Origin of the sequence: Janibacter terrae, from assembly GCF_039636765.1 — a bacterium.
In the GTDB taxonomy this organism is placed as follows: Bacteria; Actinomycetota; Actinomycetes; order Actinomycetales; family Dermatophilaceae; genus Janibacter; species Janibacter terrae.
The window spans coordinates 521,601-545,976 of sequence record NZ_CP144167.1 but is presented as its reverse complement, the minus strand read 5'-3'; the positions used below and the strand labels follow the sequence as shown (position 1 = coordinate 545,976).

General features: G+C 72.5%; 22 protein-coding genes and 1 pseudogene. 5 read left to right on the top strand and 18 right to left on the bottom strand.

Going from position 1 to position 24,376, the window contains the following annotated elements:
* Positions 1 to 9 precede the first annotated feature (9 nt).
* The 9 genes from V3C34_RS02730 to V3C34_RS02690 all read right to left on the bottom strand — a co-directional run bounded on the left by V3C34_RS02730 (position 10) and on the right by V3C34_RS02690 (position 10,895).
* Complete coding sequence (locus V3C34_RS02730) at positions 10 to 1,050, bottom strand: glutathione synthetase (RefSeq protein WP_068327455.1); 1,041 nt, start codon at positions 1,048 to 1,050, stop codon at positions 10 to 12.
* Between the two features lie 43 nt (positions 1,051 to 1,093).
* Positions 1,094 to 2,284: a flavohemoglobin expression-modulating QEGLA motif protein gene (locus tag V3C34_RS02725; protein ID WP_346007996.1), complete on the bottom strand. Its 1,191-nt coding sequence runs from the start codon at positions 2,282 to 2,284 to the stop codon at positions 1,094 to 1,096.
* Positions 2,281 to 3,105: an N-formylglutamate amidohydrolase gene (locus V3C34_RS02720; protein WP_068327460.1), complete on the bottom strand. Its 825-nt coding sequence runs from the start codon at positions 3,103 to 3,105 to the stop codon at positions 2,281 to 2,283. Before V3C34_RS02720 ends, V3C34_RS02725 begins: the two co-directional genes overlap by 4 nt.
* 9 nt (positions 3,106 to 3,114) lie before the next feature.
* A complete protein-coding gene (locus tag V3C34_RS02715) occupies positions 3,115 to 4,074 on the bottom strand; it encodes an alpha/beta hydrolase (RefSeq protein WP_346007995.1) in 960 nt (319 codons plus the stop codon).
* Complete coding sequence (locus V3C34_RS02710; protein WP_068327466.1) at positions 4,071 to 5,099, bottom strand: 1-acyl-sn-glycerol-3-phosphate acyltransferase; 1,029 nt, start codon at positions 5,097 to 5,099, stop codon at positions 4,071 to 4,073. The genes V3C34_RS02715 and V3C34_RS02710 overlap by 4 nt, the downstream gene beginning before the upstream one ends.
* Positions 5,096 to 5,917, bottom strand: a complete 822-nt coding sequence (locus tag V3C34_RS02705; protein ID WP_068425285.1) for a patatin-like phospholipase family protein — start codon at positions 5,915 to 5,917, stop codon at positions 5,096 to 5,098. The genes V3C34_RS02710 and V3C34_RS02705 overlap by 4 nt, the downstream gene beginning before the upstream one ends.
* A 10-nt stretch (positions 5,918 to 5,927) precedes the next feature.
* Complete coding sequence (locus V3C34_RS02700) at positions 5,928 to 6,947, bottom strand: transglutaminase family protein (RefSeq protein ID WP_346007994.1); 1,020 nt, start codon at positions 6,945 to 6,947, stop codon at positions 5,928 to 5,930.
* Positions 6,944 to 9,532 carry a circularly permuted type 2 ATP-grasp protein gene (locus tag V3C34_RS02695; RefSeq protein WP_068425291.1) on the bottom strand — a complete coding sequence of 863 codons (2,589 nt, stop codon included), beginning with the start codon at positions 9,530 to 9,532 and terminating at the stop codon, positions 6,944 to 6,946. Before V3C34_RS02695 ends, V3C34_RS02700 begins: the two co-directional genes overlap by 4 nt.
* Before the next feature lie 145 nt (positions 9,533 to 9,677).
* Positions 9,678 to 10,895, bottom strand: a complete 1,218-nt coding sequence (locus tag V3C34_RS02690; protein WP_346007993.1) for an endonuclease/exonuclease/phosphatase family protein — start codon at positions 10,893 to 10,895, stop codon at positions 9,678 to 9,680.
* A 105-nt stretch (positions 10,896 to 11,000) separates the two neighbouring features.
* Between V3C34_RS02690 and V3C34_RS02685 the strand changes: the two genes are divergently transcribed.
* Positions 11,001 to 11,585, top strand: coding sequence for a helix-turn-helix domain-containing protein (locus V3C34_RS02685; RefSeq protein ID WP_338539060.1), 585 nt, complete (start codon positions 11,001 to 11,003; stop codon positions 11,583 to 11,585).
* Entirely contained in the window at positions 11,578 to 12,894 is a 1,317-nt protein-coding gene (locus tag V3C34_RS02680; RefSeq protein WP_346007992.1) for an MFS transporter, read from the top strand. Before V3C34_RS02685 ends, V3C34_RS02680 begins: the two co-directional genes overlap by 8 nt.
* Here the strand turns inward: V3C34_RS02680 and V3C34_RS02675 are convergent.
* The 6 genes and pseudogenes from V3C34_RS02675 to V3C34_RS02650 all read right to left on the bottom strand — a co-directional run bounded on the left by V3C34_RS02675 (position 12,831) and on the right by V3C34_RS02650 (position 19,014).
* The gene (locus V3C34_RS02675) at positions 12,831 to 13,775 is read right to left on the bottom strand and encodes an ADP/ATP-dependent (S)-NAD(P)H-hydrate dehydratase (RefSeq protein ID WP_346007991.1); all 945 of its coding nucleotides are present in this window, start codon (positions 13,773 to 13,775) and stop codon (positions 12,831 to 12,833) included. The two genes, V3C34_RS02680 and V3C34_RS02675, sit on opposite strands and share 64 nt — an antisense overlap.
* A complete protein-coding gene (locus V3C34_RS02670) occupies positions 13,768 to 14,520 on the bottom strand; it encodes a histidine phosphatase family protein (protein WP_068327485.1) in 753 nt (250 codons plus the stop codon). Before V3C34_RS02670 ends, V3C34_RS02675 begins: the two co-directional genes overlap by 8 nt.
* Before the next feature lie 41 nt (positions 14,521 to 14,561).
* Positions 14,562 to 14,699: pseudogene (locus tag V3C34_RS02665) on the bottom strand (acyl-CoA dehydrogenase family protein); the annotation flags it as partial.
* Between the two features lie 29 nt (positions 14,700 to 14,728).
* A complete protein-coding gene (locus tag V3C34_RS02660) occupies positions 14,729 to 15,580 on the bottom strand; it encodes a CoA transferase (protein WP_346007990.1) in 852 nt (283 codons plus the stop codon).
* A gap of 2 nt (positions 15,581 to 15,582) precedes the next feature.
* Entirely contained in the window at positions 15,583 to 17,757 is a 2,175-nt protein-coding gene (locus V3C34_RS02655; RefSeq protein WP_346007989.1) for a 3-hydroxyacyl-CoA dehydrogenase NAD-binding domain-containing protein, read from the bottom strand.
* Between the two features lie 36 nt (positions 17,758 to 17,793).
* Positions 17,794 to 19,014, bottom strand: coding sequence for an acetyl-CoA C-acetyltransferase (locus V3C34_RS02650; protein ID WP_068327493.1), 1,221 nt, complete (start codon positions 19,012 to 19,014; stop codon positions 17,794 to 17,796).
* Between the two features lie 112 nt (positions 19,015 to 19,126).
* Here V3C34_RS02650 and V3C34_RS02645 point away from each other — a divergent pair, with 112 nt between their 5' ends.
* The 3 genes from V3C34_RS02645 (at position 19,127) to V3C34_RS02635 (ending at position 21,063) form a co-directional block, all read left to right on the top strand.
* Complete coding sequence (locus V3C34_RS02645) at positions 19,127 to 19,690, top strand: TetR/AcrR family transcriptional regulator (protein ID WP_068425314.1); 564 nt, start codon at positions 19,127 to 19,129, stop codon at positions 19,688 to 19,690.
* Positions 19,691 to 19,896: 206 nt separating this feature from the next.
* Entirely contained in the window at positions 19,897 to 20,445 is a 549-nt protein-coding gene (locus V3C34_RS02640) for an NYN domain-containing protein (protein WP_068425319.1), read from the top strand.
* 18 nt (positions 20,446 to 20,463) lie between these two features.
* On the top strand, positions 20,464 to 21,063 hold the full coding sequence (locus tag V3C34_RS02635) for a dihydrofolate reductase family protein (protein ID WP_346007988.1): 600 nt from the start codon (positions 20,464 to 20,466) through the stop codon (positions 21,061 to 21,063).
* Between the two features lie 39 nt (positions 21,064 to 21,102).
* Here the strand turns inward: V3C34_RS02635 and V3C34_RS02630 are convergent, their stop codons facing one another.
* The 3 genes from V3C34_RS02630 to V3C34_RS02620 form a co-directional block, all read right to left on the bottom strand.
* Positions 21,103 to 21,981: a crotonase/enoyl-CoA hydratase family protein gene (locus V3C34_RS02630; RefSeq protein WP_068327504.1), complete on the bottom strand. Its 879-nt coding sequence runs from the start codon at positions 21,979 to 21,981 to the stop codon at positions 21,103 to 21,105.
* Between the two features lie 74 nt (positions 21,982 to 22,055).
* The gene (locus V3C34_RS02625) at positions 22,056 to 23,282 is read right to left on the bottom strand and encodes a globin domain-containing protein (RefSeq protein ID WP_068327508.1); all 1,227 of its coding nucleotides are present in this window, start codon (positions 23,280 to 23,282) and stop codon (positions 22,056 to 22,058) included.
* A 133-nt stretch (positions 23,283 to 23,415) separates the two neighbouring features.
* Positions 23,416 to 24,357 carry an AraC family transcriptional regulator gene (locus tag V3C34_RS02620; RefSeq protein WP_346007987.1) on the bottom strand — a complete coding sequence of 314 codons (942 nt, stop codon included), beginning with the start codon at positions 24,355 to 24,357 and terminating at the stop codon, positions 23,416 to 23,418.
* Positions 24,358 to 24,376 lie beyond the last annotated feature (19 nt).

Below are 24,376 nucleotides of genomic sequence, written 5' to 3'. Positions count from 1 at the left end.
GGGCGCCGCTCAGAGCGTCGCCAGGCGGGTGTTGGCGATGTCCGCGTAGTGCTTGCCGACGGCGACCTTGCGCTCGAGGTCGGCGATGACCGCGGGCACGAAGTCGATGCCGTACAGCTGCTCGCACGAGCCGAACCCACCGGGGCTGAAGACGTTGACCTCCATGAGCTTGTCGCCGACGATGTCGAGCCCGACGAGGAACATGCCGTCGGCGATGAGCTTGGGACGCACCGCCTCCACGAGGTCGCGCATCGCGGGGGTGATCGTCACCTTCACGGCCTTGCCGCCGGCTGACATGTTCGAGCGCAGGTCCTTGCTCGTGCTCCTGCGGCGGAAGGCGGCGACCTGCCCGTCCACCTCGAGCGGGCGGCCGTTCATGACGAACATGCGCACGTCACCGTCCTTGGCCTCGGGCAGGTACTCCTGGGCGACGACGTAGCCGTCACGGGCGATCGCCTCGATGATCTGGCTGAGGTTGGGGGACTCCTTGCGGTCGACGAGGAAGACGCCGCTGCCCCCGGAGCCCTGCAGGGGCTTGAGCACGGCCCGGCCGCCGAGGTCACCGACGAACTGCTCGATGAGCGCCTCGTCGCGGGAGATCAGGGTCTTGGGCCGCACGATCTCCGGGAAGTGCTGGAAGTAGGCCTTGGAGAGCGCGTTGGCCAGCGAGGTGGGGTCGTTGACGACGAGGACGCCGGCAGCCGCGAAGAGCTGGCCGAAGGCCACGCCCGCGTTGCCCGCCCACGGGTTGTCCTCGGCGTCGTCGGCCGGGTCGAAGCGCATCATGACGACGTCGAACTCGTCGATGCGCATCTGCTCCTCGATCTTGGGCTTCTGCACGTCCGCCAGGAAGCGCTCGAGCGACTTGTAGGCCTTCGCCGCGCCGGTGCGGGCACGCGCCGAGAGGGAGCCGTCGGGCTCGTAGGCGAAGTCACCGAGGCCCATGAGGTAGGCCTCGTGGCCCATCGTGTGGGCGGTCATCGCCAGGCGGGTGGTGGTGTAGTACGGCTCCTCGGTGAGGACGTCGTTGACGACGAATCCGATCTTCATGCGGGCTTCTCCTTGGGTCAGGTGGGGGACGAAGGGGGGTGGCTCAGGCGTGGACGCTCGGGGGCAGCAGCCGGGTGACGTCGTCGGAGCACTCGGCGGCGGCCGCGAGCCGGTCCGCCGTCGAGGGGTCGTCGAGCCACCGCGGCAGGATCCGCGGGGGGTTGAGGATGCCGGCCTCGTCGAGCGAGTCGATGAGCGGCAGGTCGTCGAGCGAGAACTTGCCGAGCCACAGGCGATCGAGGGTGCCGCCGCCCCTCAGGTGGTCCAGCAGGTCGACGAGGCCGCGCAGGTAGATGGCGTCCTTGGTCAGCCCCCCGGAGCGGTAGGCGCGCATCGTCGTGGTGAAGGCGCTGGCCTCGGGGAACCCGGCGTCGACGAGTCCCTCCCACGCCTCGACGAAGGAGGAACCCCCCGTCATCCGGTGGACGGTGACGACCCGGGCCGCGAGCTGCCGCAGCCGGAAGGGGGTCAGGCCGCCGCACCCGATCTCGGCGAGCACCGCCAGCCCCTCCTGGGTCTCGTCGTAGCCGGCGAGACCGGTGCCGAGCACCTGGATGGGCTGGGCCGAGCCGTTGACCTGCGTGACGAGGTGGGTCCCGACCTCGTGCTGGAGGAGGGCGTCGGCCCGCGCCCGCTGGACGGTCGCGTCGGGGTCGATGAGCAGGGTGTTGCCGGAGACGACCACGCCGTTGACGTCGTCACGGACCTCTGCGTGGATGTCGATGCCGGGGTCGATCCCCGTGTAGTGGTCGATCTCCGCCTGGGCCAGCCCGAGGAACTCCTCGGCGGTGACCACCTCCCCCTTCGTCTCGGGGGTGGGGACGGCGGCGAGGATGTTTTCCGCCTGCTCCCGCAGGCGGGGGGAGGTCCCGCCGTAGAGCTCGGTGCTCAGCTGGCGGAAGACGTCGCTGTCCCGTGCCATGAGCATGTCGATCTGCAGCAGCAGCTCACGGTGCTTGGCCCGCAGGAGGGACGCGACCGTGGTGTCCTCGACCTGGCTGACGTCGATGTTGGTGACGACCTGCTTGAGGACCTCCTGGTCGGCCTCGAGCTCGCGGTAGACGAAGCGCGGCTCGCTCACCCTGCCGGCGACGAACTCGGCCTTGATGTCGTCGGCGTTGACGGGGGTGACGTCGAGCAGGAAGCGCATCGACCCCGACATCTGGGCGAGGGCGTGGTCGATCGCGAGGTCGTTGACGCTGACCCTGCGCAGCGCCGCGGCGTCCTCGCTCATGCCGTGGCCCCCTCGGTCAGCCGCTCCAGCGCCGCCAGGACCGGGCCCCGGGTGGCGGCGAGGGCCGCGGCGATCGCCGCGATGCGCTCGTCGTCGGGCTCGCCGGTCCACTCGTCCATGTAGGTCTTCTTGAACTCGATGGCCAGCACGACGGCCTGGTCGGGGTAGCGCGCGTGCGCCCACTGCGCGATACCGCGCCCGCGGAACTTGACGTTCTCGCGCACGTCGAGCCGTCCGCCGGACAGCTCGACGTGCTCCATGAAGGTGTCGACGACGCTGCCCCAGCGCTCCCGGTCGAGGCTGCCGGTGCCGACGTTGACGTCGGGGTTGTCCTCCTGGGGGCCCGGTACGGCGTCGGCACCGTCACGACGGTGGTTGTAGGAGTGGACGTCGTAGACGACGAAGGGGCCGCGGGCCGCGATCTCGTCGAAGCGACGCCCCAGCTCGTCGTACACCTCGTCGAAGACCTCCAGCGAGCGCTCGGCGATGTCGTCCGGGAGCCGGCCGCCGCGCCACATGTCGAGCCCCCAGGCGTCCTCGGGCTCGCGGTAGACCGCCTCCTCGCGGACCCGGTTGAGGTCGGTCTCGAAGCGCGACCGGTGCACGACGAGACGAGCCGGCAGCCGCTCGATGAAGCGGTCGGTGAAGGGGTCCTCCTCGCGGAGCCGGACCTCCTCGTCGAGGACCATCTGCTCGTGGACCTCGGGTCGCAGGTCGTGGCCGGCGTGGACGGCGGTGGCGACGAGCTGGCCGCTCCAGTCGCCGTCGACGGAGAGCACGGGGAGATCGTGGGTGGCCTGCGGAGCGCGGGTTTCGGACATGCTTGTTGTCTACAGCATGGGAGCCCGCGGGGAAGAACCGTCGCACGCGCCCTCGCACCAGTCGAGCAGCCGCGCCGTGAGCGCCGCCGACTCGGGCAGCCGGGGGTCGGAGAGGTAGGAGTGCCACAGCCCCTCGGCGAGCACGAGGTCCGCCTCCCCGCCGGCGGCCCGCCAGGCCGTGTGGATCCGGGCGGTGTCGGACAGGAAGAGGTCGCGCGTGCCGGTCGTGAAGATCGCCGGCGGCAGTGCCCCGCCCGACCAGTCGGCGTACACGGGTGAGACGAGCGGGTCGCGCAGGTCCGCGTCGCCGGCGTAGGCCCGGGCGAACCGCTCCTGCTGCCCCCGCCACCGGATGTAGGCGTCGCGGCCCTCGTTGACCCGGTGGCTGTCGCCCTCTCCCGCCAGGTCCCCGAAGGGGGTCAGCGCCACCATCCCGAGCGGCAGCGGCGGCCCGTCACCGGCTGCTCGCAGCTCCCGGATGCGCTGCAGCACACCGAGCGCGAGGTTGGCGCCGGCCGAGACGCCGCCGAGCAGGACCCGCGGGCCGCGCTCCTCCACCCCCGCCACGTAGGCCTCGAGGCAGACGTCGACGGCGACGGGGAAGCGCGCCTCGGGAGCGAGCGGGTACTCGACCGAGACGACCGGCCGGCCGAGCCCGGCCGCCAGCCGCAGCCCGGTCCCGTCATGCGCCGAGCCCCAGCAGAAGCCGCCGCCGTGGACCCACAGCACCCACGCGCCCTCGCTCGCCCCCGGCGTCGTCATGACGAGGTGCCCCCGCGCATCGCGTCGCGTCCCGACGCCCAGACCGGCTCGGTCCGCCTCGAACCCGGCGAGGCGCTGCTTCGCCCCCTTCGCCCGCAGCCACCGGGTGGTCCGCGGCGTGAGCGGCCACCGGTGGACCCGGTTGTCCGCCGCGGCCGCGGCCGCGACCGCCACGGCGCTCACCGTGGGCGGGAACCACGCCCTCACAGGTGCTCCCGTCCGCTCACGTGCGTGTCGACCCAGTGGTTGACCTGGCCCCACTGCCGCTCGAGCCAGACCGCGACCTCGTCCGGGTCCGTCGGCACGTCCTCGCTGCGGAAGGTGCGACCACGGAGGAGCAGCCGGTTGCGGAAGGGCACGGCCCGCACGACCGCGGCCGGCCCGGAGATCATGTCGAGCCCCGTGTGGGCGATGACCATGACGTCGGCCTCGGGGGCGCGCTCGCGGATCGCGGCGACGCCGCGGGAGCGGGCCTCGAGGACCCAGGGGCGGGCGACGGCGGTGGCGAGCCGCTCGGCCTCGCCGCGGGCCTTGAGCTGACGCACCTGCACCTCGTGCCGCTCCCGGGTCCAGTTGCGACCCTCCGGGAAGATGAGCATCGCGTCCTTGGCGGTGAGCGTCGCGGCGAGCTCGGCGACGCCACGCGCCCGGTCGTCACCGGCACCGGAGCGCGAGGGCACGAAGTAGGAGTCGAGCCGCTGCAGCACCATCGCGATGCCCGGGTCCCACAGCATCGCGTCGGCGAGGACGACCCGGGGGATGCGCCCGGCGGTCGAGGCGAGCAGCCAGGCGATGGCGAGCGAGTCGGCCGGGCCGGCGTGCCGGGAGATGACGACGAGCGGGTGGCCGGGACGGCCGACGGTCAGCTCCCCCTCGATCTCGACGTGGAACCCGACGACCCGCCGGGCCGTGAAGAGCACGTGGTCGAGCGCCCGCTGGATGAGCTCGAGGTGGTCCGCGTCCCACGTGGGGCTCGTCCCCCGCGGGGAGCGCAGGCGCAGGTACCAGCACTCGACGACCAGCCCGATGTCCTCCCACATGACGTAGAGCGCGAGGAAGAGGCAGCGCAGGAGCGCCAGCCGCCGGTCCCACGGCCACAGCAGGAGCAGGCAGGGGGTGATGACGACGAAGAGCAGGGACACGACGATGCCGACGAACGGGTAGAGCGCCTGCAGGAGCAGCCGCAGCCACATCGGCGGAGCGGGCAGCGAGGGCAGCGCCGAGATCCTCACGCCAGACCCTCGAGGTAGCCGGTCGTCGCCGCGAAGGCCCGGGCCATGCGGTCCTCGACCTTGGCCACCGACCCCTGCCCGAGCAGGGAGGCGGTCGGGGTCCGGTCCACGCCGCTCGGCAGCACGTGCAGGCGCACCGAGTCGGGCACCTCCGCGATCTCCTCGACGAAGCGGTGCCGACGCGCGATCTCGAAGGCCACGAGCCCGACGTCGAGCGGGTTGGTCGGCGCGAGGAGCGGCTGCTCGACCCGTCCGACCTGGAGCACGTGGATGTCGGTGGCGCCCAGGGCCATCGCCCGCCCCACGGGGATCGAGTGCACGAGCCCGCCGTCGTAGTAGTGCGCGCCGTCGATCTGGACGGGCGGGAAGAGCCCGGGCACCGCGCAGCTCGCGGCCACGGCCGGCCCGATCCGGCCGGACGTGAACCACCGCGACGCCGAGCTCTCGATCTCCGCGGCGACGCACTGGAAGGGCACCGGTAGGTCCTCGATGAGGTCGACCCCCAGGTGCCGCTCCACGAGGTCCGCGATGAGCCCGCGCCGCATGACGTGCGTGCGGTGCCTCGCGAAGCGCGCGGCCTGCCGCACGGGGTTCTCGCTCATCTCCCCCGAGCTGACGACATCGCGCCACAGGCCCTCGAGCCGCTCGACGCCCTCGGCGGTCGGGTCGGCGGCGATGAAGGCACCGTTGACGGAGCCGATGCTCGTGCCGACGACGAGGTCGGGCGTGATGTCCGCGGCGAGCAGCGCGCGCAGCATGCCCACCTGGGTCGCTCCGAGGACGCCACCGCCACCGAGGACGAAGGCAGTCACGGGCATGGTCGTCAGGTTACTGCGGGGTCGTCCCGGCGCGCGGGTCCGACCCGTCCTGGGGGATGACGTCGACGCCGACCTTGAGGCTGGACCCACCCCCTTCGCCGAAGATCACGCCCTTGAGCGGCGAGACGTCGCGGAAGTCCCGTCCCCAGCCGGTGACGATGTAGCGCGAGTCGGCGAAGTGGTTGTTGGTCGGGTCGAGGTCGACCCAGTCGCCGTCGGGGGTCATCGCCGCGACCCACGCGTGCGAGGCGTCCGAGCCCTGCAGCTTGACCTTGCCCGGCGCCGGCCGGGTCTCGATGTAGCCCGAGACGTAGCGGCCGGGGATGCCGACGGCGCGCAGGCAGCCGGCGGCGAGGTGGGCGAAGTCCTGGCAGACGCCCTCGCGCTGGGCGAGCAGCTCCGGCAGCGTGGTCTTCACGCTCGTCGTGCCCTTGGCGTACGTGAAGTCGCGGTAGATGTCGGAGTACAGCGCGACGAGGGCCTCGCCGAAGGGCCGGTCCGGGGGCAGGATGCCGGCCGAGTAGGCGATGACCTCGGGTGCGATCTCGACGAGCGCCGACGGCAGCAGGTACTGCGCCGCCTCGGCCCGGTCGATCCCCTCGCCGGCGTCGACGAGCTCGGCGACCTCCGCGACCGTCCACGCGTCCAGCCGGCCCATGTCCGGCGGCGGCCACTCGATCTCCATGAGGCTGCGCTTGTACACGTCGAGCACGGTGTGCGGCGTGCGCACCTCGTAGAAGCTCGAGTGGTTGCCGAAGTGGTCGACGTGCTCGGTGTGGATGTGCGGCTCGGGCACGATCTCGACGGAGTGCTCGACGACCCGCTGCTGCGCGGTCTCCCGCGGCCGCAGCAGCGCCCGGCCGAAGGAGTCGGTCACGTACTCCTCGTACGTGTACGTCGTGCGGTGGCGCACCTCGTACCGACGAAGGGTGTGGTGCTCCGGCTTGATGACGGGGACCAGCGGGTTGCCGGTGGCGACCGGCTCGGGGGCCGGCGGGTGCGGGGGGACAGAGGTGTTGTCGATGCTCACCAGGACTCCTCCCCACCGTTCCACTGGACCCACTGGACACTGCGTCCCGGGGTCTTGCGGCTGAAGTACGAGGCGTCGATCGTGCGGTGGATCGTGCGCAGGTCGTTGCCGAGCCGGGTGAGTGCCTCGCCGAGGGGCGCGCGGGCGTCGGCGAAGAGCTCGTCGAGGTCGAGGACCGCGATCCGCTCCGTCAGCTCGCGCGCCAGCGGCAGCGCGTCCTCGTCGTCGATGAGGTCGAGGGCCTCGACGAGCCGCTCGACCTGGAAGGCGACCGAGCGCGGGTTGGTGACGTCCCGCAGGAGCAGGTCGACGGCCGCCTGGAGCGAGGACAGGCTCCCGAGTCCACCGGTGAGCCGCCGCCGGTAGGTGATGACGGACTCTGCGGCCATGAGCGCGGCCTCGGTCGTCGTGCCCTCGACGACGGGCGCGCGCTCGACGGCGAGCACGCTGGAGAGCAGCCGGATCGTCTGCTGGGCGCGCTCGACCCGCTTGCCGGCGTCGGTGAAGGCCCAGGCGGGGTCGCGGATGAGCGACTCGACCCCGATGCCCGCGAGCGCGAGCAGGCCCTCGATGGTCTCCATGAGCAGCTCCTGCAGGTCGTCCTGCGGGACGGCGTGCTGGAGGGTGCGCTCGAGGCGCGACATGACCAGCCAGGTGTCGAGCGAGAGGCTCTCGCGCACGGCCTGGGCGGCGATGACGGCGCGGTGGGTGCTGTAGGCGACCGACCCGATGACCCGCGGCTCGAGCGTCAGCTCGCGCAGGTACGGCAGCGGGTCCTCGCGGCGAGCCGCGGCGCCCTCGCCCTGGAACCCGGGCGAGACCGACATGACCTCGGTGACGGCGTCGAGGATCGCGAGCATCGCGGTGTGGCCGGTCGTCCCGGGCCGGGCCGCGTGGTCGTCGACGAGGTTGTCGGCGACGCGCAGCAGCCGGGCGGCGGCCTCGGCCCGCTCGGCGTAGCGGCCCATCCAGTACAGGTCGGCGGCGACGCGCGGTGCCGGGGCTGCGTAGCCGCTCGCCGTCCCGCCCTGGACGCTGGGGAAGGTGAGGACCTCCCCTTCGCGCGGCGCGTCGGGGTCCGCGCGGACCCACACGTCCTTGCTCATCGCCCCGCTGATGCTCGAGATCGCCCCGGAGTCGGGGCGCACGGCGACCCGGGCGAGACCACCGGGCATGACCGCGTAGTCGTCCTCGTCGGCGACGGCGAAGGTGCGCAGCACGACGCTGCGCGGCTCGAGCCCGCCGGCCGTGACCACGGGCGCGGTCGACATCGTCAGCGGGTCCTGCGCCGTCCACCGCCACGGCTCGGCCTGGATGCGCATCGCGAGGTCGTCGCGCTCCTGCGCGCTCAGCTCCCAGCCGAAGATCGAGTTGGTGTTGCCCTGGCGCGAGGCGGGCTTGACGACGAGGCTGGAGAGCTGGGTGACGATGTGGCTGAGGTGCGTCGGCTCGCCGGCCCACCACGTCTGCGTCGAGGCGAGCGAGAGGTCCTCGCCGAGGACGTGCCGGCAGATCTGCGGCAGGTACGGGATGAGGGCAGGGTTCTCCAGGACGCCGGAGGAGACGGGGTTGACGATCGAGACGTTGCCGAGGCGGGCGGCCTCGACCATGCCCGGCAGCCCGAGCCGGGAGTCGCCGCGCAGGTCGAGCTGGTCGACCGCGTCGCCCTCGACCCGGCGCATGATGACGTCGACCGGGGTGAGCCCGGAGGTCGTGCGCATCCAGATCCGGCCGTCCCGGCTCACGAGGTCCTCGGACTCGACGACGGGCACGCCGAGGACCGTGGACTGGAGGGCCTCGTCGAAGGCGGCGTCGCTGAGCGCGCCCGGCGTGAGGATGACGATCCGGGGCACGTCGTCGGTCTCGGGGGCCGCCGCGACGAGCGCCTTGTGCACCTGGAAGAAGAAGCCGCGCAGCCGGGCGAGGTCGACCTCACGGTGCAGGTCGGGCAGGACCCGGGCGGTGATCCGCCGGTTGGCCATGGCGAAGCCCGCGCCGCTCGGTGCCTGCGTCCGGTCGGCGAAGACCCGCCAGGTGCCGTTGCGGTCGCGGGCCAGGTCCATCGCCGGCATGACGAGCTGGCGCGGTCCGGGGACGCGGATCCCGTCGGCCTGCGGCAGCCACCCGTCGTGGCCGAAGACCGCGGCGCCCGGCAGGATGCCGTGGCGCACGAGCCGCTGCTCGCCGCTGAGGTCGGTGAGCACCTCGTCGAGGAGGGCGGAGCGCTGCCTGACGCCCTGCTCCAGCCGCGCCCACTCGGCCGGGCCGAAGGTCAGCGGGAGCGGGTCGAGCTCCCACTCGCGCGGCTCCGTCGGGACCTGCGGCCCCTCGGCGGCGTCGCTGCCCTCCGCGGGGACCCCGGCGCCGTAGGTGATGCCATCGTCGGCGACGAAGCGGCGGGCAGCCGCGCGGGCGGCGAGCAGCGCGGGCAGCCCGGCCCCGGCGAGCTGGTCCGCGAGCGGCTGCGCGGCCTCGCGGACCCCGTCGAGGGTGACGAGCTCGTCCACCCCTTCGCTGCTCGTGACGACCTCGCGGTAGTCGTCGAGCAGCGTGGAGGGATCGTCACCGACGGCCGCAGCTGACATGTTGCGACACTAACGCGCCCGCCTGTCCGACCCCGAACCCCATGCGCCCCAGGTTTCTCGGGTCACCCGATAAACCTCGCCTTCGCAAGAGTTTGAAACTCCTGCGAAGGCGAGGAAAGTCCTGCTCAGCTGCGGACGAAGGGGGTCAGCGTCGCGTCCCGCTCCCCGCGACCTTCACGTCCGCCCAGACGAGCCGGTGGTCGCTCGTCGGGAAGGGGTAGGTGCCGGTCAGGCGGTACAGCGGGCTGTCGCTCGTGGGCCAGAAGACCCCGGAGTCGCGGATCGGCAGGTTGCGGCTCGGCAGCACGTAGTCCACCCGGAGGTTGCCCGGCGGCTCGGCGAAGTCGGCCGTGTCCTGGGCCGGGTCGCCGACGTGCTCGGCGTTGATCCCGCCCTGGGTCTCGCTGGCCTCGACGCCACCCCCGCTCGTCGGGGTGTGCGAGGTGTTGACGCGCGGGTTGTCGAGGACCTGGTGGATGGAGCCGTCCGTGCTGTCGCCGTCGTTCGGGTCGGCGTTCTGGTCGCCGGCGATGACGAAGCGCGCGTCGCGCGCCAGCCCGCCCCGGCCCCCTTCGTCGTCGTGGATGTACGCGGCGGTCCGCCCACCCGTGACGTAGTCGCCCCAGAAGCGGATCTCGTCCGCGTTGCGCCGACCGTTGCGGTCCTCGGGACCGTCGAAGGTGGGCGGCGTCGGGTGGCTCACGAGGAAGTGCACGTCCTTGCGGCCGATCTCGATCGGCAGGTCCCAGTGGCTCTTGGAGCTCAGCCGCAGGTCCGCCTGCTCGGCCGGCGAGTAGTAGTCCGTGGGGATGCGGTTGCCCGGCATGTCGGCCCAGCGGAACTCCTGGAAGGTCCGCACGCGGTCGAGGTCGATCGGGTACTTGCTGTAGACGACCATGCCGTACTGCCCCGGGAAGAGCCCGAAGCCGAACGCGTCGTCGCCCCCGCCGACCCGGCCGTCGTCGTTGAGGTCGTGGCCGCTCGGCACGCCCGTGTTGCTCGGGGCGATGTAGTGGTACGGGTACGCGATGGGGTCCGCACCGCGCTGGCCGACCGCGAGGTAGTTGTCGCGGAAGAGCTCGGCGGCCTCCGGCGAGTAGTCGAACTCGTTGACGAGCACCACGTCCGGGTCCGCGCGCTGGATCGTCTCGGCGACGTTGCGGGCCTGGACGTCGTCGGGTGTCGAGAGGTCGTTGACGAGCTGGCCCTCGGTGGCGCGGTTGAGCGAGGCGTTGAAGCTCGCGAAGCGCACGGTCTGGGTGCCGGGACCCCCCTTCGCCTGAGGGGTGGCGGTGGCGGGAGCGGCGGTCGCGGCCAGGGCGGCGACGCCGAGGAGGGCGGCGTACCTCGGGAGTCGGGTCATGCGCCCGACGGTAGGCGCGAAGGGAGAACACCGCCTGACGTCTACGCGAACAGTGCATCGCAAAGGGCTCTTTGCAAACATCTCTTTGCGGTCTATCCTCGTCCCATGGAGCCCGTCGTCCCCGACATCACCCAGCTCAAGGCCCTCTCGCACCCGGTGCGCCTGCGGCTGCTCGGCATGCTGCGCACGCTCGGCCCCGCCACGGCGAGCCAGGTCGCGCGCCGCCTCGGGCTCAACTCGGGCGCGACGAGCTACCACCTGCGCCAGCTCGCGGAGCACGGGTTCATCGAGGAGGCGCCCGAGCTCGGCACCAGACGGGACCGCTGGTGGCGGGCGAGCGCGCTGTCGACCTCCGTGCGCGACGAGGACGTGACCACGGACGAAGGGAGGGACGCCACCGACGCCTTCCACCAGCTGGCGGTGACACACTCGGCGAGCCGGATGCAGGCGGCCGCGACCCGCCGTGGGGGCGAGTCCGACGACTGGCGCCCGCTCACCTCGATCAGCGATCTGCAGGTGCCCGTGACGGCGGAGCAGGCGGCGAGGATCCAGGAGCGCTTCGAGGCCCTCGTCTGGGAGGTCCTCGAGGAGCATCCCCCGGCCCCCGGCCCCCTCGAGGAGGGCCAGCGCCGCTACGCCGTCATCGTCTCGAGCTTCCCCACCGAGGACGAGGACCCCTGGGATGCGTGAGCCGCTCTCCCCCGATGCCGCCCGCCGCGTCTTCCTCACCCTGACGACGACCCGCTGGCTGCCGATCGGCTTCGTCGTCGGGCTCTTCACGCTCTGGCAGCTCGAGCGGGGTCTGACCCTCCCGCAGGCGCTCACCGCCTCCGCGGTCATGGGCGTCGCGGTCGTGGCACTGGAGCTGCCGACGTCCGGCTTCGCCGACGCGCTCGGCCGCCGCCCGGTGCTGGTCGCGGCCGCGGTCGCCAACGTCGCGTCGATGGTGGCGCTGCTCGTGGCCCAGTCCTTCCTCGCCTTCGTCCTCGCGTCCTTGCTCACCGGTGTCTTCCGCGCGCTCGACTCGGGGCCGCTGGAGGCCTGGTACGTCGACACGGTCCACGTGAGCCGTCCGGGCGCGGACGTCGACCAGGACCTCTCCCGCTCGACCTCGATCCTCGGCCTGGCGATCGCGGGTGGGGCGCTGCTGTCCGGTGGGCTCGTCGCGTGGCACCCGATCGGGTCGCACTCGGCGCTGTGGCTGCCGGTCGTCGTCTGCCTGGCGCTGTCGGTGGTCCACCTGGTCGCGGTCGTCGCGCTCATGCGCGAACCGGTCACCCACCTCGACTCGACGGGCTGGGCCCGCGCGGCGACGTCGGCCAGGGCCACGCCGCGCATCATCGGGTCCGGTCTGCGGCTCGTGCGCGACAACCCGGTGCTGCGCGGGCTGGTGCTGCTCGAGTGCTTCTGGAGCACGGCACTCATCGCCTCGGAGTCGCTCACCCCGGTGCGGATGGCCGAGCTCCTCGGCGGCGAGGAGCGCGCCGGCGTCGTCATGGGTCCGCTCGCGGCCGTCGCGTGGCTCGTCTTCGCGCTCGGGGCGTGGGCGTGCGGCAGGGCCTCTGCTCGCTGGGGCGTGGCCCGCGCGGCGATCCTCGGCCGGCTCGTGCACAGCGTCCTGACGATCGGCATGGCGCTGGCGGTCGGCCCCATCGGCCTCGTCGTCGCCCACCTGCTCGCCTACACCGGCCACGGCATGCAGGGCCCGGCCTACAACGCGCTGCTGCACCGCGAGGCGAGCTCGGCCAACCGCTCGACCGTGCTGTCGCTCGCCTCGATGTCGGCCTTCGGCTTCACCGCGATCACCATGCCCCTGGCCGGTCTGCTCGCCTCCGCGACGTCGACCCAGCTCGCGATGGCGGCCGCCGGCGTCTTCGGCCTGGGCGGCGTGTGGTGCCTCCTGCCGGCGCTGCGGGCCGAGCGTTCGCCGGGGACTCAGTCGCCCCGCAGCGTCCCGAGGACGAGGGGCAGCTCCGGTGGGATCTCGCTCGCGAGGTAGCCGACCCGACCGAAGCGGGCTGCGAGGGCGTCGCCGGCAGCCGCGTGGACGTACTTCGCCCAGACCAGCGACTGCACCAGCCCGGCGCCCCGTGAGAGCAGACCCAGGGCGGCCCCGGCCACGACATCACCACTGCCCGACGTGCCGAGCCCGGTGTCACCGGTCGTGACCTGCCAGACATCGCCCCCGGCGACGATCCAGCTGTCGCAGCTCACCACCGCGCCGAACCGCCGCGCCACGGCCAGAGCAGCATCCACGACGTCGTCCTCGGCCAGCGTGTCCCGGTCGACGAGCCGGGCCAGCTCGCTGGAGTTGGGGGTGAGCAGGAGCCTGCCGGCGAGTGCGCGGGCGACCTGGTCCGGGACGTCCGGCAGTATCGTCGCCGCGAACGCGTCGAGGACGATGGGGGTGCCCTCCGGCAGCACCCCGACGACCTCGTGGAGGAGCCGGGCCGAGCCCTCGGCGTCGGAGAGTCCGGGCCCGACGAGCACCGCATCCGCTCGCGACAGCTCCCGCTCGAGCAGGACCCCGCAGTCCTCCCCCGTGACGGCGCCACTGCCGTCCTGCGGCAGCCCTGTCGTGCCGCACTCGGGCACCGCGACGGCCACCTGCGTGGCGACCCCCTCCGCCGTGGCCAGGTGCAGCCGACCGGCACCCATCCGCAGCGCGGAGACCCCGGCCAGGATCGCTCCGCCGGGGGTCGAGCAGGAGCCGCCCACCACGAGGGCCAGGCCACGGCTGTACTTGGTCCCGTCCGGCTCGGGCAGCGGCCAGGACCGCAGCAGCGCCGGGGTGACCAGGCGCGGCAACCTCGGCGAGCCGCCCTCCACCCCCGCGACCACGCCGCTGTCGGGCCCTCGAGGAGCGCTCTCCTCAGGCACGCTCGGCCCCGACCTCGTCCGAGGCGCCGGGCTGATCCGTCACCTCGACGCCCTCCTCGCGCAGGTGGGAGTCCAGGTTGTACTCCGTCACGACCCATCCGGTCACGGACTCCTCGTCGCGGCGGATCCGGCAGATGGCGGCGTTGCGCAACCCGTTGGTGCGCGCCCGCTCGAGCACCTCCTCCTCGCCGAGGCCCTCGGCGACGTAGCAGAAGAGCAGCAGGACGACGTCGTGCCCGGTGACGAGGACCCGCTCGTGCGTCTCGGTGTTGGCGAGATCGGTCAGCACGCCGCGCACGCGTTGGGCGACATCGGCCCACGACTCGCCGCCCGGCGGGCGGTAGTAGAACTTGCCCAGCCACTGGCGTCGCTCCGCCTCCTCGGGGAAGCGGGCCGTGATCCCCTGCGCGGTGAGCTGGTCGGTGATCCCCATGTCGCGGTCCCGAAGCCGCTCGTCGACGCGGTAGTCGAGGTCCACCTCGGCGACGGCCAGGGCGCGCTCCGCCGTCTCGCGAGCGCGACGATAGGGACTCGTCCAGATCACCTGGGGCTGCTCATCAGGTGGGAGCGCGGTCAACCAGCGCCCCACGGCGTCGGCCTGTCGTTGCCCGACCTGCGACAGCACGACGTCGGGGTCCCGCGCCGGCACCTCGATCCGGTCCCTGCGCTCCGCCTGCGCTCGTTCCGCAGCGACATTCCCCTCGGACTGGCCGTGCCGCACGAGAATCACATCAGTCAGACCCATGGTGCGACCTTAGACAACGCACGGACGGAGCGGGAAGGGACTCACAGGGTGCGGGAGATCAGCTCCTCCATGATCTCGTTGGTCCCGCCGTAGATCTTGTGCACGCGAGCGCCGGCGTACAGGCGCGCGATCGGGTACTCGAGCATGTAGCCGTACCCGCCGAGGAGCTGCAGGCAGCGGGAGCGGTGGCGGGCGTGCGGTGGGCGGGTCAGGGAGCGGTGGCGGCGCGAAGGGGGGTGAGCGGGATGTCGTGGGCCTGCGCCCACTCCTCCCACTCGTCGGCGGAGCGCTCGGCGAAGATGGCCTGGAGCCGCTCGCGCGAGAGCTCCTCGGAGGGGATGCCGAGGACCTCGAGCAGGCGGGCGGTGAAGTGCGGCTCGAGGGCCGCGAGCGCGATGCGCCCGTCGGACACGTCGTAGAGGCCGTACGCCGGGAAGCCGCCGCCCAGCAGGGCGCCCGGAGCGGTGAGGCGGTGGGCGAGCGGGCGCGACATCGTCTCCGACAGGTCGGAGAGGGCGACCTCGCGGCGCACCCCTTCGCCGACCCGGGCCCGGGCGACGAGCGCCGCCGCGGCCTCGGCCGCTGCCCGCTCCGACCCGGCGAGGTCGACGACGAGGGTGGCGGGCATCCCCCCTTCGCCCAGCAGGCCGGTGGCGGCCTGGTACGTGAGGTCGTGCCCGGGGGTCTCCGCGTCGTCGCCGGGGTAGCCGACGATGTCGACCTGGCAGACCTGCGGGTGCCGCGCGTGCACGGACGCGAAGTCGAGCCCGAGCCGACGCAGCGCCGACGGCCGCGAGCTCGTGACGAGGACGTCTGCGGCAGCGAGCAGCTCGTCGAGCTCGGCCCGGCCGGCGTCGGACTTCAGGTCGACCCGGCGCACCTCCTGACCGACGTGCAGCTCGTCGAAGTAGGCCCTCGCGAACTGCTCCATCGGGTCACCGCCCGGCGGGACGACGGTGACGACGTCCGCCCCCTGCCGGGTGAGCCGCGCGACGGCGGCCGGCCCCGGCAGGTTGACCGCGACGGACACGACACGGACGCCGGTCAGGGGTGCGTCCACGGTCAGGCCTGGTCGACCAGGGTGCCGGTGGCGACGCGACCGCGCAGCCACGCCGACGGGCGGAACCGCTCGCCGTAGGTGTCGGCGAGCTCGTCGGCCCGGGCGACGAAGCCGGCCAGGCCCCCTTCGTAGTTGGTCATGAAGGTCGCCGGACCACCGGTGTGCGGCGGGAAGCCGATCCCGAAGATGCCGCCGATGTTGGCCGACTCCGCGTCCGTGAGGACCCCGTCCTCGAAGCAGCCCGCGGTCTCCAGCGCCATGACGAAGAGGTACCGGTCCTGCAGGTCGCGCATCGGAACCTGCGTCCCCTTCGCGAACCGCTCGCGCAGGCCGGGCCACAGCACCTTGGGGCCATCCGCCGGGTAGTCGTACATGCCGGCGCCTGCGGCGCGGCCCTTGCGCCCCTCGGCCACGAGGCTGTCGATGAGCTCCTCGCCCGGGCCCTTGGTCAGGGTCCTGCCCTCCGCGGCAGCGGCCTTCTCGGCCTCCGCGCGGATGTGCTGGGTGAGGGTCAACGAGACCTCGTCGAGCATCGCCAGCGGCGGCGCCGGGAAGCCGGCGCTCGTCGCGGCCCGCTCGACGACCATCGGGTCGATCCCCTCGGCCACCGCGACGGCACCCTCGAGGATCAGCGTGCCGAAGACCCGGCTCGTGTAGAAGCCGCGGCCGTCGCCGACGACCACGGGGATCTTGCGGATCTGCTGGACGAGGTCGACCGCGCGGGCGACCGCCTCGTCGGAGGTCTGCTCACCGCGGATGATCTCGACGAGCTGCATCTTGTCCACCGGGGAGAAGAAGTGCAGGCCGATGAAGTCCCGGGGCCGGGTCGCGAACTCCTGCAGCGAGGTGATCGGCAGCGTCGAGGTGTTGGAGCACAGCAGCACATCGGACTCGACCACTGATTCAACTTCGGTGAAGACCTGCTTCTTCAGCTCGTAGTCCTCGAAGACGGCCTCGATGACGACGTCGACGCCGGCGAGGTCCGCCGCGTCGGCCGTCGGGGTGATGCGCGCCAAGATGGCGCTGGCGGCGTCGTCCGAGAGCTTGCCGCGCTCGACCCGCCGGGCGAGGAGCTTCTCCGAGTACCCCTTGCCGCGCGTTGCGCCCTCGACCGAGACGTCCTTGAGGACGACGTCGATGCCCGCCATCGCGGCGGAGTAGGCGATGCCGGCACCCATCATGCCGGCGCCGAGGATGCCGACCCGGCCGACCGTCCGCCTCTCGACGCCCGCCGGGCGCAGCTTGCCGCTGTTGATCGCCTGCAGGTCGAAGAAGAAGGCCTGGATCATCGCCGTCGACTCACGACCGGCGGCGAGCTCGGTGATGTAGCGCGACTCGATGCGGCTCGCGGTGTCGAAGTCGACCTGGGCGCCCTCGACGGCCGCCGCGAGGATCGCGCGGGGCGACCTGGTCGGGGCGCCCTTGAGCGTCTTGCGCAGGTTGGCGGGGAAGGCCGGCAGGTTGGCCGCGAACTTCGGGACCGACGGGGTGCCACCGGGGATCTTGTACCCCTTGACGTCCCACGGCTTCACGGCCGCGCTCTCGTCGTCGCGGTGCTCGCGGAGCCACTGCTTGGCGGCCGGGACGAGCTCCTCGCGGGTGGCGACGAGCTGGTCGACGACCCCCTTCGCCTGCGCCTGCGCCGGGGCGTACTGCTGGCCCTGCAGCAGCCAGCCCATGAGCGCCTCCTGGATGCCGAGCATCCGCACGAGGCGCGTCACGCCGCCGCCCCCCGGCAGCAGCCCGAGGGTGACCTCGGGCAGGCCCAGCTTGATCCCGGGGTCGTCGACGGCGATGCGGTGGTGCGTCGCGAGCGCGAGCTCGAGACCGCCACCGAGGGCGGTGCCGTTGATCGCGGCGACTACCGGCGTGCCGAGCTGCTCGAGGCGGCGCAGCTGGGACTTGATGCGCTCGATGCCGGCGAAGAACTCGCCGGCCCTCTCGGGGGTGACCGACTGCAGGTCGGTGAGGTTGCCGCCGGCGAAGAAGGTCTTCTTGGCGGAGGTCAGGACCACGCCGGTGATCTCGTCGCGCTCGGCCTCGAGGCGGTCGACGGTCTCCCCCATCGCCGCGGTGTACGTGTCGTTCATGGTGTTGGCGCCGGCGCCGGGGTCGTCCATCGTCAGGGTGACGATGCCCTCGTCGTCGCGCTCGTACCGGATCATGTTCTCGCTCATGGCTGTTCTTCGATTCCTGTCCGTGACGAAGGGGGGTCAGACGCGCTCGACGACGGTCGCGACACCCATGCCGCCGCCGATGCACAGGGTGGCGATGCCGCGCTCGAGGTCGCGGCGCTCGAGCTCGTCGACGAGCGTGCCGAGGATCATCGCGCCCGTGGCACCGAGCGGGTGGCCCATGGCGATCGCGCCGCCGTTGACATTGGTCTGCTCCTCGCTCCAGCCCATGTCGCGCATGAGCTTGAGGGCGACGGCCGCGAAGGCCTCGTTGATCTCGACGAGGTCGATGTCCCCGGCGGTCATGCCGACGCGGTCGAGCGCCTTGCGGCACGAGGGCGCGGGACCGGTGAGCATGATCGTCGGCTCGGAGCCGATGACGGCGGTCGAGATGATGCGGGCGCGGGGGGTGAGGCCCATCTCCTCGCCGACGCGCTCGTTGCCGACGAGCAGCAGGGCCGCGCCGTCGACGATCCCCGAGGAGTTCCCGGCGTGGTGCACGTGCCTGATCTGGTCGACGTGCGGGTACTTCTCCGTGGCGACGAAGTCGAAGCCGCCCTGCTCGCCCATCGCGGCGAAGGAGGGGCGCAGCCCGCCGAGCGACTCGGCGGTCGTGCCGGGGCGGATCGTCTCGTCGCGGTCGAGGATCGTGATGCCGTTGGCGTCCGTGACGGGGATGACGGACCGGTCGAAGTACCCGCCCGCCCACGCCGCCGCGGCGCGCTCGTGGGACTGCGCGGCGAAGCGGTCGACCTCGGCGCGGTCGTAGCCCTCGATCGTCGCGATGAGGTCGGCGCTGATGCCCTGCGGGACGAAGTCGGTCTCGAGCGCGGTCCGCGGGTCCAGCGCCCACGCGCCGCCGTCGCTGCCCATGGGCACGCGCGACATCGACTCGACGCCACCGGCGATGAGCAGGTCCTCGAAGCCGGAGCGCACGCGCGAGGCCGCCTGGTTGACGGCCTCCAGGCCGGAGCCGCAGAAGCGGTTGAGCTGCACGCCCGCGACCGGCTCCGGGTAGCCGGCCTTGAGCGCGGCGATGCGCGGGAGGACCGCGCCCTGGTCGCCGACCGGCGAGACGATGCCCATGACGAGGTCGTCGACCTGCGCGGCGTCCAGCCCGGGGTTGCGCTCCCGCAGCGCGTGCAGGAGACCGACGGTCAGGTCGATCGGCTTGACCTCGTGGAGGGAGCCGGACGACTTCCCCTTCCCACGGGGTGTGCGGACGGCGTCGTAGATGACGGCCTGGGGCTGCTCGGGCATGGCCGGCTCCTTCGGGTCACGGGGGGATGATCTGCTGCGCACCCTACGCACGCGTTGAACACTTGTGCAATGGTGTGTCCGACAGTTCACACGACGAGCAAAAGGGAGCCCCGTGACCTCACCCGCGACCGACTCGCGCGAGCGGATCCGCGCGACGGCCCTCGCGCTCTTCGCGGCGCGTGGCGTCGGGGCGACGAGCCTGCGTGAGGTCGCCCGCTCCGCCGGGGTCGCACCCGGTCTCGTCGGGCACCACTTCGGGGGCAAGGACGGGCTGCGGGAGGCCGTGGACGACTTCGTCGTGCTGCGGTTCCGCGAGGCCCTCGCCTCGGTCCCGCTCGAAGGGAGCACCGCCGAGATCGCGGCGGCCCGCGACCGCGCCATCGCCCGGATGTTCGCCGGCAACCCCGACGTCGTCGACTACCTGCGACGCGTCGTCGTCACCCCCGAGCCGGGCGACGTCGGGCTGGCCCGCAAGCTCGTCCAGGAGACGGTCGCCCAGACCCAGACCCTGCGCGACCACGGCGTCACCCGCAGCCGGGTGCCCGTGACCGAGCAGGCCGTGACCGTCCTCGTCCGGCAGATCGGCGCCTGGCTCCTGCAGCCGACCCTCGGGCGGCTGTGGCAGCTCGCCGGCGCCGAGGGGGAGCCTCCGAAGGTCCGCATCACCCTCGACTAGCTAGGCGTCGGGATCGGCGTTCTCCGGGCACTGGCACCACTGGTCGGCGGGCACCTGCGCCCGCACCTGGGCGACGTGCTCGCCGCACCCGCTCCACGTCGTCTTGCCACATCTCGGGCACCGGACCGGCATGCACACGGGCGGCTCACTCCCCTTCGTCGTCGTGCCGGCAGACGCGCCGACCCGACCCACAGTAAGGTCCGGGCATGGCCGAGCGCACCACGTACCTCCTCGTCGACGGGGAAAACATCGACGCGACCCTGGGGGTCTCCGTCCTCGGCCGCCGTCCGGAGCCGCAGGAGCGCCCGCGGTGGAACACGCTGCTGGAGTACACCGAGACCGCGTGGGACCAGCCGGTCAAGGGCCTGTTCTTCCTCGCCGTCGCCGGTGAGCTGCCCGCCTCCTTCGTCCAGGCGCTGCTCGCCATGGGCTACCGGCCCGTGCCGCTGCGCGGCGAGGGCAAGGTCGTCGACATCGCGATCCAGCGCACCGCCGAGGCGCTCCTGGAGCGCGACGCAGACGTCATGCTCGTCAGCCACGACAACGACTTCACCCCGCAGATGGAGGCGCTCGCGCGGGACGAGGAGCGCCGCATCGGCGTCGTCGGCTTCGGCGAGTTCATGGCGAACGGGCTGCGGCAGGTCGACGGCATGGAGTTCTTCGACCTCGAGTACGACGTCTCGGCCTTCAGGAGCCGGCTGCCGCGCGTCCGGGTCATCGAGATCGACGAGTTCGACCCGCTCGAGTTCATCTGAGACGAAGGGGGCGGCGCCGTGGGCATCGTCTGCACCGACATCGCGGTCTCCGCCGACGGCTTCGCCGCGGGGCCTCACCAGAGCGAGGCCGCGCCCATGGGCGAGATCGAGGACGGCGCGCTCCACGCGTGGATGCTCCAGGACTACGAGGGCAACCGCGCCGAGGTCGACGCGATCCTCGACGCGGGCGCGACGATCATGGGTCGCAACATGTTCGGTCCCGTCCGCGGTGAGTGGGACCGCGACTGGCGCGGCTGGTGGGGTGATGAGCCGCCGTACCACGGTCCCGTCTTCGTGCTCACGCACTTCCCCCACGAGCCGATCCGGATGGAGGGCGGCACGACCTTCCACTTCGTCACCGAGGGCATCGAGGTCGCGCTCGGTCGGGCCCGTGCGGCGGCCGGCGACCGCAACATCTCCGTCGCCGGCGGGGCGAGCACGGTCAACCAGTTCCTCGCCGCCGGCCTGCTCGACGAGCTGCGCCTGCACGTCACCTCGAGCATCCTCGGGGCGGGCGAGCGGCTCTTCGAGGGCGTGCCGGCCCAGCGGATGGAGCGGGTGTCGGTCCGCGCGACGTCGCTCGTCACGCACCTGACCTACCGGCCGGCGCGCGCCTGAGCCGTCGCCACCCGCGGGTGGGCCCCGGCCACGCGTGGCTCACCCGCCGATCCACTCGTCGTAGAAGTCCGGCATCTGCGAGGCCCGCCCGGTGAACTGCGGGTCCCGCTTCTCGAGGAAGGCCGCGACGCCCTCCTTGCCGTCACCGATGCTCGTGTGGAACATCGCCAGCGAGTCGATCCGGTGCGCCTCGGCCGGGTGGTCCTGGGCTGCATTGCGCCGCAGCATCTGCCGCGCGAGGGCGACGGCGACGGGGGACCTCCCCTTCGTCCACCGGTCGGCGAGCGCGCGGGCCGCCGTGAGCAGGTCGTCCGGCGCGTGCGGGCCGTCCGCCAGCCCCGCGGCGACCGTCGCGTCCGCGTCGAGGATGTCGGCGGAGAGGACGAGGTCGAGGGCGGTCGGCAGCCCGACGATGCGCGGCAGGAACCAGCTCGACGCGGCCTCCGGCACGATCCCGATGCGGCCGAAGACGAAGCCGACCCTGGCCTTGCTCGACACCAGGCGGGCGTCCATCGCCAGGGTCATCGTGGCGCCGATGCCGACGGCCGGGCCGTTGATCGCCGCGATGACCGGCTTGCGGCAGTCGTGGATCGCCAGCGTCACGCGGCCGCCCGTGTCGCGCACGCCCGCGATGAGCGCGGGGTCCTCGAGCCGGTCCATGTCCGCCAGCGACGGGCTCATCGTCTCGTCGAGCCCGAAGACATTGCCCTCCGCCCCCAGGTCCATCCCGGCGCAGAATGCGCGCCCGGCGCCGGTGACGACCACCGCGCGTACCGCGTCGTCGTCGTTGACCTCCCGGAAGGTCCGCTCCAGCTCCTCGGCCATCTGCGGCGTGAAGGAGTTGAGCTGCTCCGGCCGGTCGAGGGTGACGGTGAGGACCCCGTCGTCGAGGTCGTGCGTGATCGTCGTGTACGTCATGCCCCGACTCTGCCGCACGACGAGGGCGAAGGGGGCCGCACCCGCTGGTGCGGCCCCCTTCGTCGTCGTGGTCCTCAGACGCCGGCGGTGTCCACGTGCGGGATCCAGGTGTCCGGTCCGAAGACCTCGTAGTGGATCCGCTCCTCGGGGACGCCGCGCTCGGCGAGCTGCCCGCGGACGGACTCCATGAAGGGCAGCGGACCGCAGAGGTAGACCTCCGCGGAGGGGTCGATGTCGTCCGACGCGAGGTCGATGCGGCCGTGCCGCACGGTCTCGGTCGCCGCACGCGACCCGAGGTCCTCGTACCAGTGGTGCAGCCGCGCGTCGTCGATCCGGCCGACGAGGTCGGCGAGCTCACGGCGGTGGGCGTGGCGCGCGGGCGAACGATCGGCGTGCAGGACGGTGACAGGCCGGTCGGCGCCCTCCCGGGCGAGGTGGTGGAGCATCCCGATGATCGGCGTGCAGCCGATGCCCGCGGAGACGAGCAGGACCGGGTCGCTGCCCTCCTCGAGGACGAGGTCGCCGAAGGGGAGCGAGACGCGCAGCGTGTCGCCCTCGAAGACCTCCTCGTGGAGGTACGTCGAGACCTCGCCGGCCGGGAGCCCGGCGGCCTCGCTCGCGCGGATCGCCTTGACCGTGAAGCCCCACGTCGGACTGTCGGGCGCCCCCGTCAGGCTGTACTGGCGGATCTGGCGGGCACCGTCGGCCAGCGGGACCTGCACCGAGACGTACTGGCCCGGCAGAGCCTGCGGCAGTGGCGTCCCGTCGCGCCGGGCGACGGTGAAGGCGACCGTGTCGGGCGACTCGTGGTGGCGCGCGGTGACGACGAGCTCCTGCCACACCTCGTGCGGCTCGACGCCGAAGCGGGAGTAGAGGCCCTGCTCGATCCGGATGAGGGCGTGGGCCATGTGCCAGTACACCTCCTCCCAGGCCGCGACGATCTCGGGCGTCGCCGCGTCGCCGAGCACCTGGGCGATCGCCTCGAAGAGGTGCCGGTGGACGATCGGGTACTGGTCCGGGGCGATGCCGAGCGAGGCGTGCTTGTGCGCGATGCGCGAGAGGAGCCCGTCGACGTCGCTCTCCGGCGAGCTGACGAGGAGGGTCGCGTAGGCAGCGATGGCACCGGCGAGCGCCCGCTGCTGGTCACCCTGGGCCTGGTTGCCGCGGTTGAAGAGATCGCGCTCCAGCTCGGGGTGGGCGGCGAACATCCGGCGGTAGAAGATCGGGGTGATCTCGTCGATCTTGGCGCCGATGACGGGCAACGTCGACCGGACGATCTCGGCGGACTCGGGTGACAGCACGGACGACCTCCTGGAGCGGTGGCACGGCTCTCGCACCACCTCGGTGGAGGGCGTGACCCGGCCGGATCACGCTCACCTGCACCGGCGCGGTCAGTCTTCTCCCCGAGCATTTAATTCACAAATCGAGCCGTGTTTATTCGTTCGGCCGGTCCCGGGGAGACGCGTGTCGCCGTGCCTCGCTCGGGCTGGCCCCGTACTCGGCCTTGAAGGCCTTGGACAGGTACGTGGAGTCTCCGAGACCCCATCGCATCGCGATCTCCCCCAGGGACAGCTGCGTCCCGACGAGGTCCGCGCGCACCCGTTCCAGCCGTCGGCGGAGGACGTAGCGCCGGCAGGTGATGCCGAGCTCGGCGAAGAGACGGTGCAGCTGGCGGATCGAGATGTGGTGCGCCGCCGCGATCCGTTCGTGGTCCAGAGTCGGGTCCGCCAGGTGTTGCTCGATCCATTCCAGGACGACCGCGTGCCGGGCGTGGACCCCGACGCCGAAGTACTGCTCGTCGGAGAAGCGAGCCATGCATTGCAGCAGGCTGCGGATCTCGTCACCCAGCCCCGCGGTCGCCGTCGGGGTGCGGGAGGCCCAGGCCGCCGAGCTCCCGATGAGCGCGGCGAGCGCGCCGGCGAAGGGTGACGGCTCGACGACGCGCGGGCGGGCGAGCCGCTCCATGCTCCCCTTCGTCACCCCCAGGTCCTGTGCGGTCACCGTGACGACGACGTAACGGAACACGTCGTCGAAGTCGAAGACGAAGGGGGCATCGCCGGGGTAGATGAGGACGGACGCCGGGAGGAGGGAGCGGCTGACCGTGTCGTCGGTGTACTCGGCAGATCCGTCGACGAGCGCACCGACGACGTGGACGCCCGAGGGCCATCGACACCGCGCGGAGGCGCGAGTCGGGCCCTCGCCGGCGACATCACAGCCGGCCAGGCTGCCGGCCTCCCACGAGGTGAAGTCACCGGTGAACCGGGTCCCGGCGCGGCCTCTGCCCGTGGCCGTCATGAGGACGCGATCAACCCCGACCGACCCGACGAGGTAGTCGGAGACGATCGTCCCGGCATCGACCTGCTCGACCGTTGACATGGCCCTCCCACTCTGGAGA

Bases quoted from the DNA above. Each gene is read 5' to 3' on its own strand.
- V3C34_RS02730 (WP_068327455.1), bottom strand. From the start codon at position 1,050: ATGAAGATCGGATTCGTCGTCAACGACGTCCTCACCGAGGAGCCGTAC.
- V3C34_RS02725 (WP_346007996.1), bottom strand. From the start codon at position 2,284: ATGAGCGAGGACGCCGCGGCGCTGCGCAGGGTCAGCGTCAACGACCTC.
- V3C34_RS02720 (WP_068327460.1), bottom strand. From the start codon at position 3,105: ATGTCCGAAACCCGCGCTCCGCAGGCCACCCACGATCTCCCCGTGCTC.
- V3C34_RS02705 (WP_068425285.1), bottom strand. From the start codon at position 5,917: ATGCCCGTGACTGCCTTCGTCCTCGGTGGCGGTGGCGTCCTCGGAGCG.
- V3C34_RS02695 (WP_068425291.1), bottom strand. From the start codon at position 9,532: ATGTCAGCTGCGGCCGTCGGTGACGATCCCTCCACGCTGCTCGACGAC.
- V3C34_RS02690 (WP_346007993.1), bottom strand. From the start codon at position 10,895: ATGACCCGACTCCCGAGGTACGCCGCCCTCCTCGGCGTCGCCGCCCTG.
- V3C34_RS02685 (WP_338539060.1), top strand. From the start codon at position 11,001: ATGGAGCCCGTCGTCCCCGACATCACCCAGCTCAAGGCCCTCTCGCAC.
- V3C34_RS02680 (WP_346007992.1), top strand. From the start codon at position 11,578: ATGCGTGAGCCGCTCTCCCCCGATGCCGCCCGCCGCGTCTTCCTCACC.
- V3C34_RS02670 (WP_068327485.1), bottom strand. From the start codon at position 14,520: ATGGGTCTGACTGATGTGATTCTCGTGCGGCACGGCCAGTCCGAGGGG.
- V3C34_RS02655 (WP_346007989.1), bottom strand. From the start codon at position 17,757: ATGAGCGAGAACATGATCCGGTACGAGCGCGACGACGAGGGCATCGTC.
- V3C34_RS02650 (WP_068327493.1), bottom strand. From the start codon at position 19,014: ATGCCCGAGCAGCCCCAGGCCGTCATCTACGACGCCGTCCGCACACCC.
- V3C34_RS02640 (WP_068425319.1), top strand. From the start codon at position 19,897: ATGGCCGAGCGCACCACGTACCTCCTCGTCGACGGGGAAAACATCGAC.
- V3C34_RS02630 (WP_068327504.1), bottom strand. From the start codon at position 21,981: ATGACGTACACGACGATCACGCACGACCTCGACGACGGGGTCCTCACC.
- V3C34_RS02620 (WP_346007987.1), bottom strand. From the start codon at position 24,357: ATGTCAACGGTCGAGCAGGTCGATGCCGGGACGATCGTCTCCGACTAC.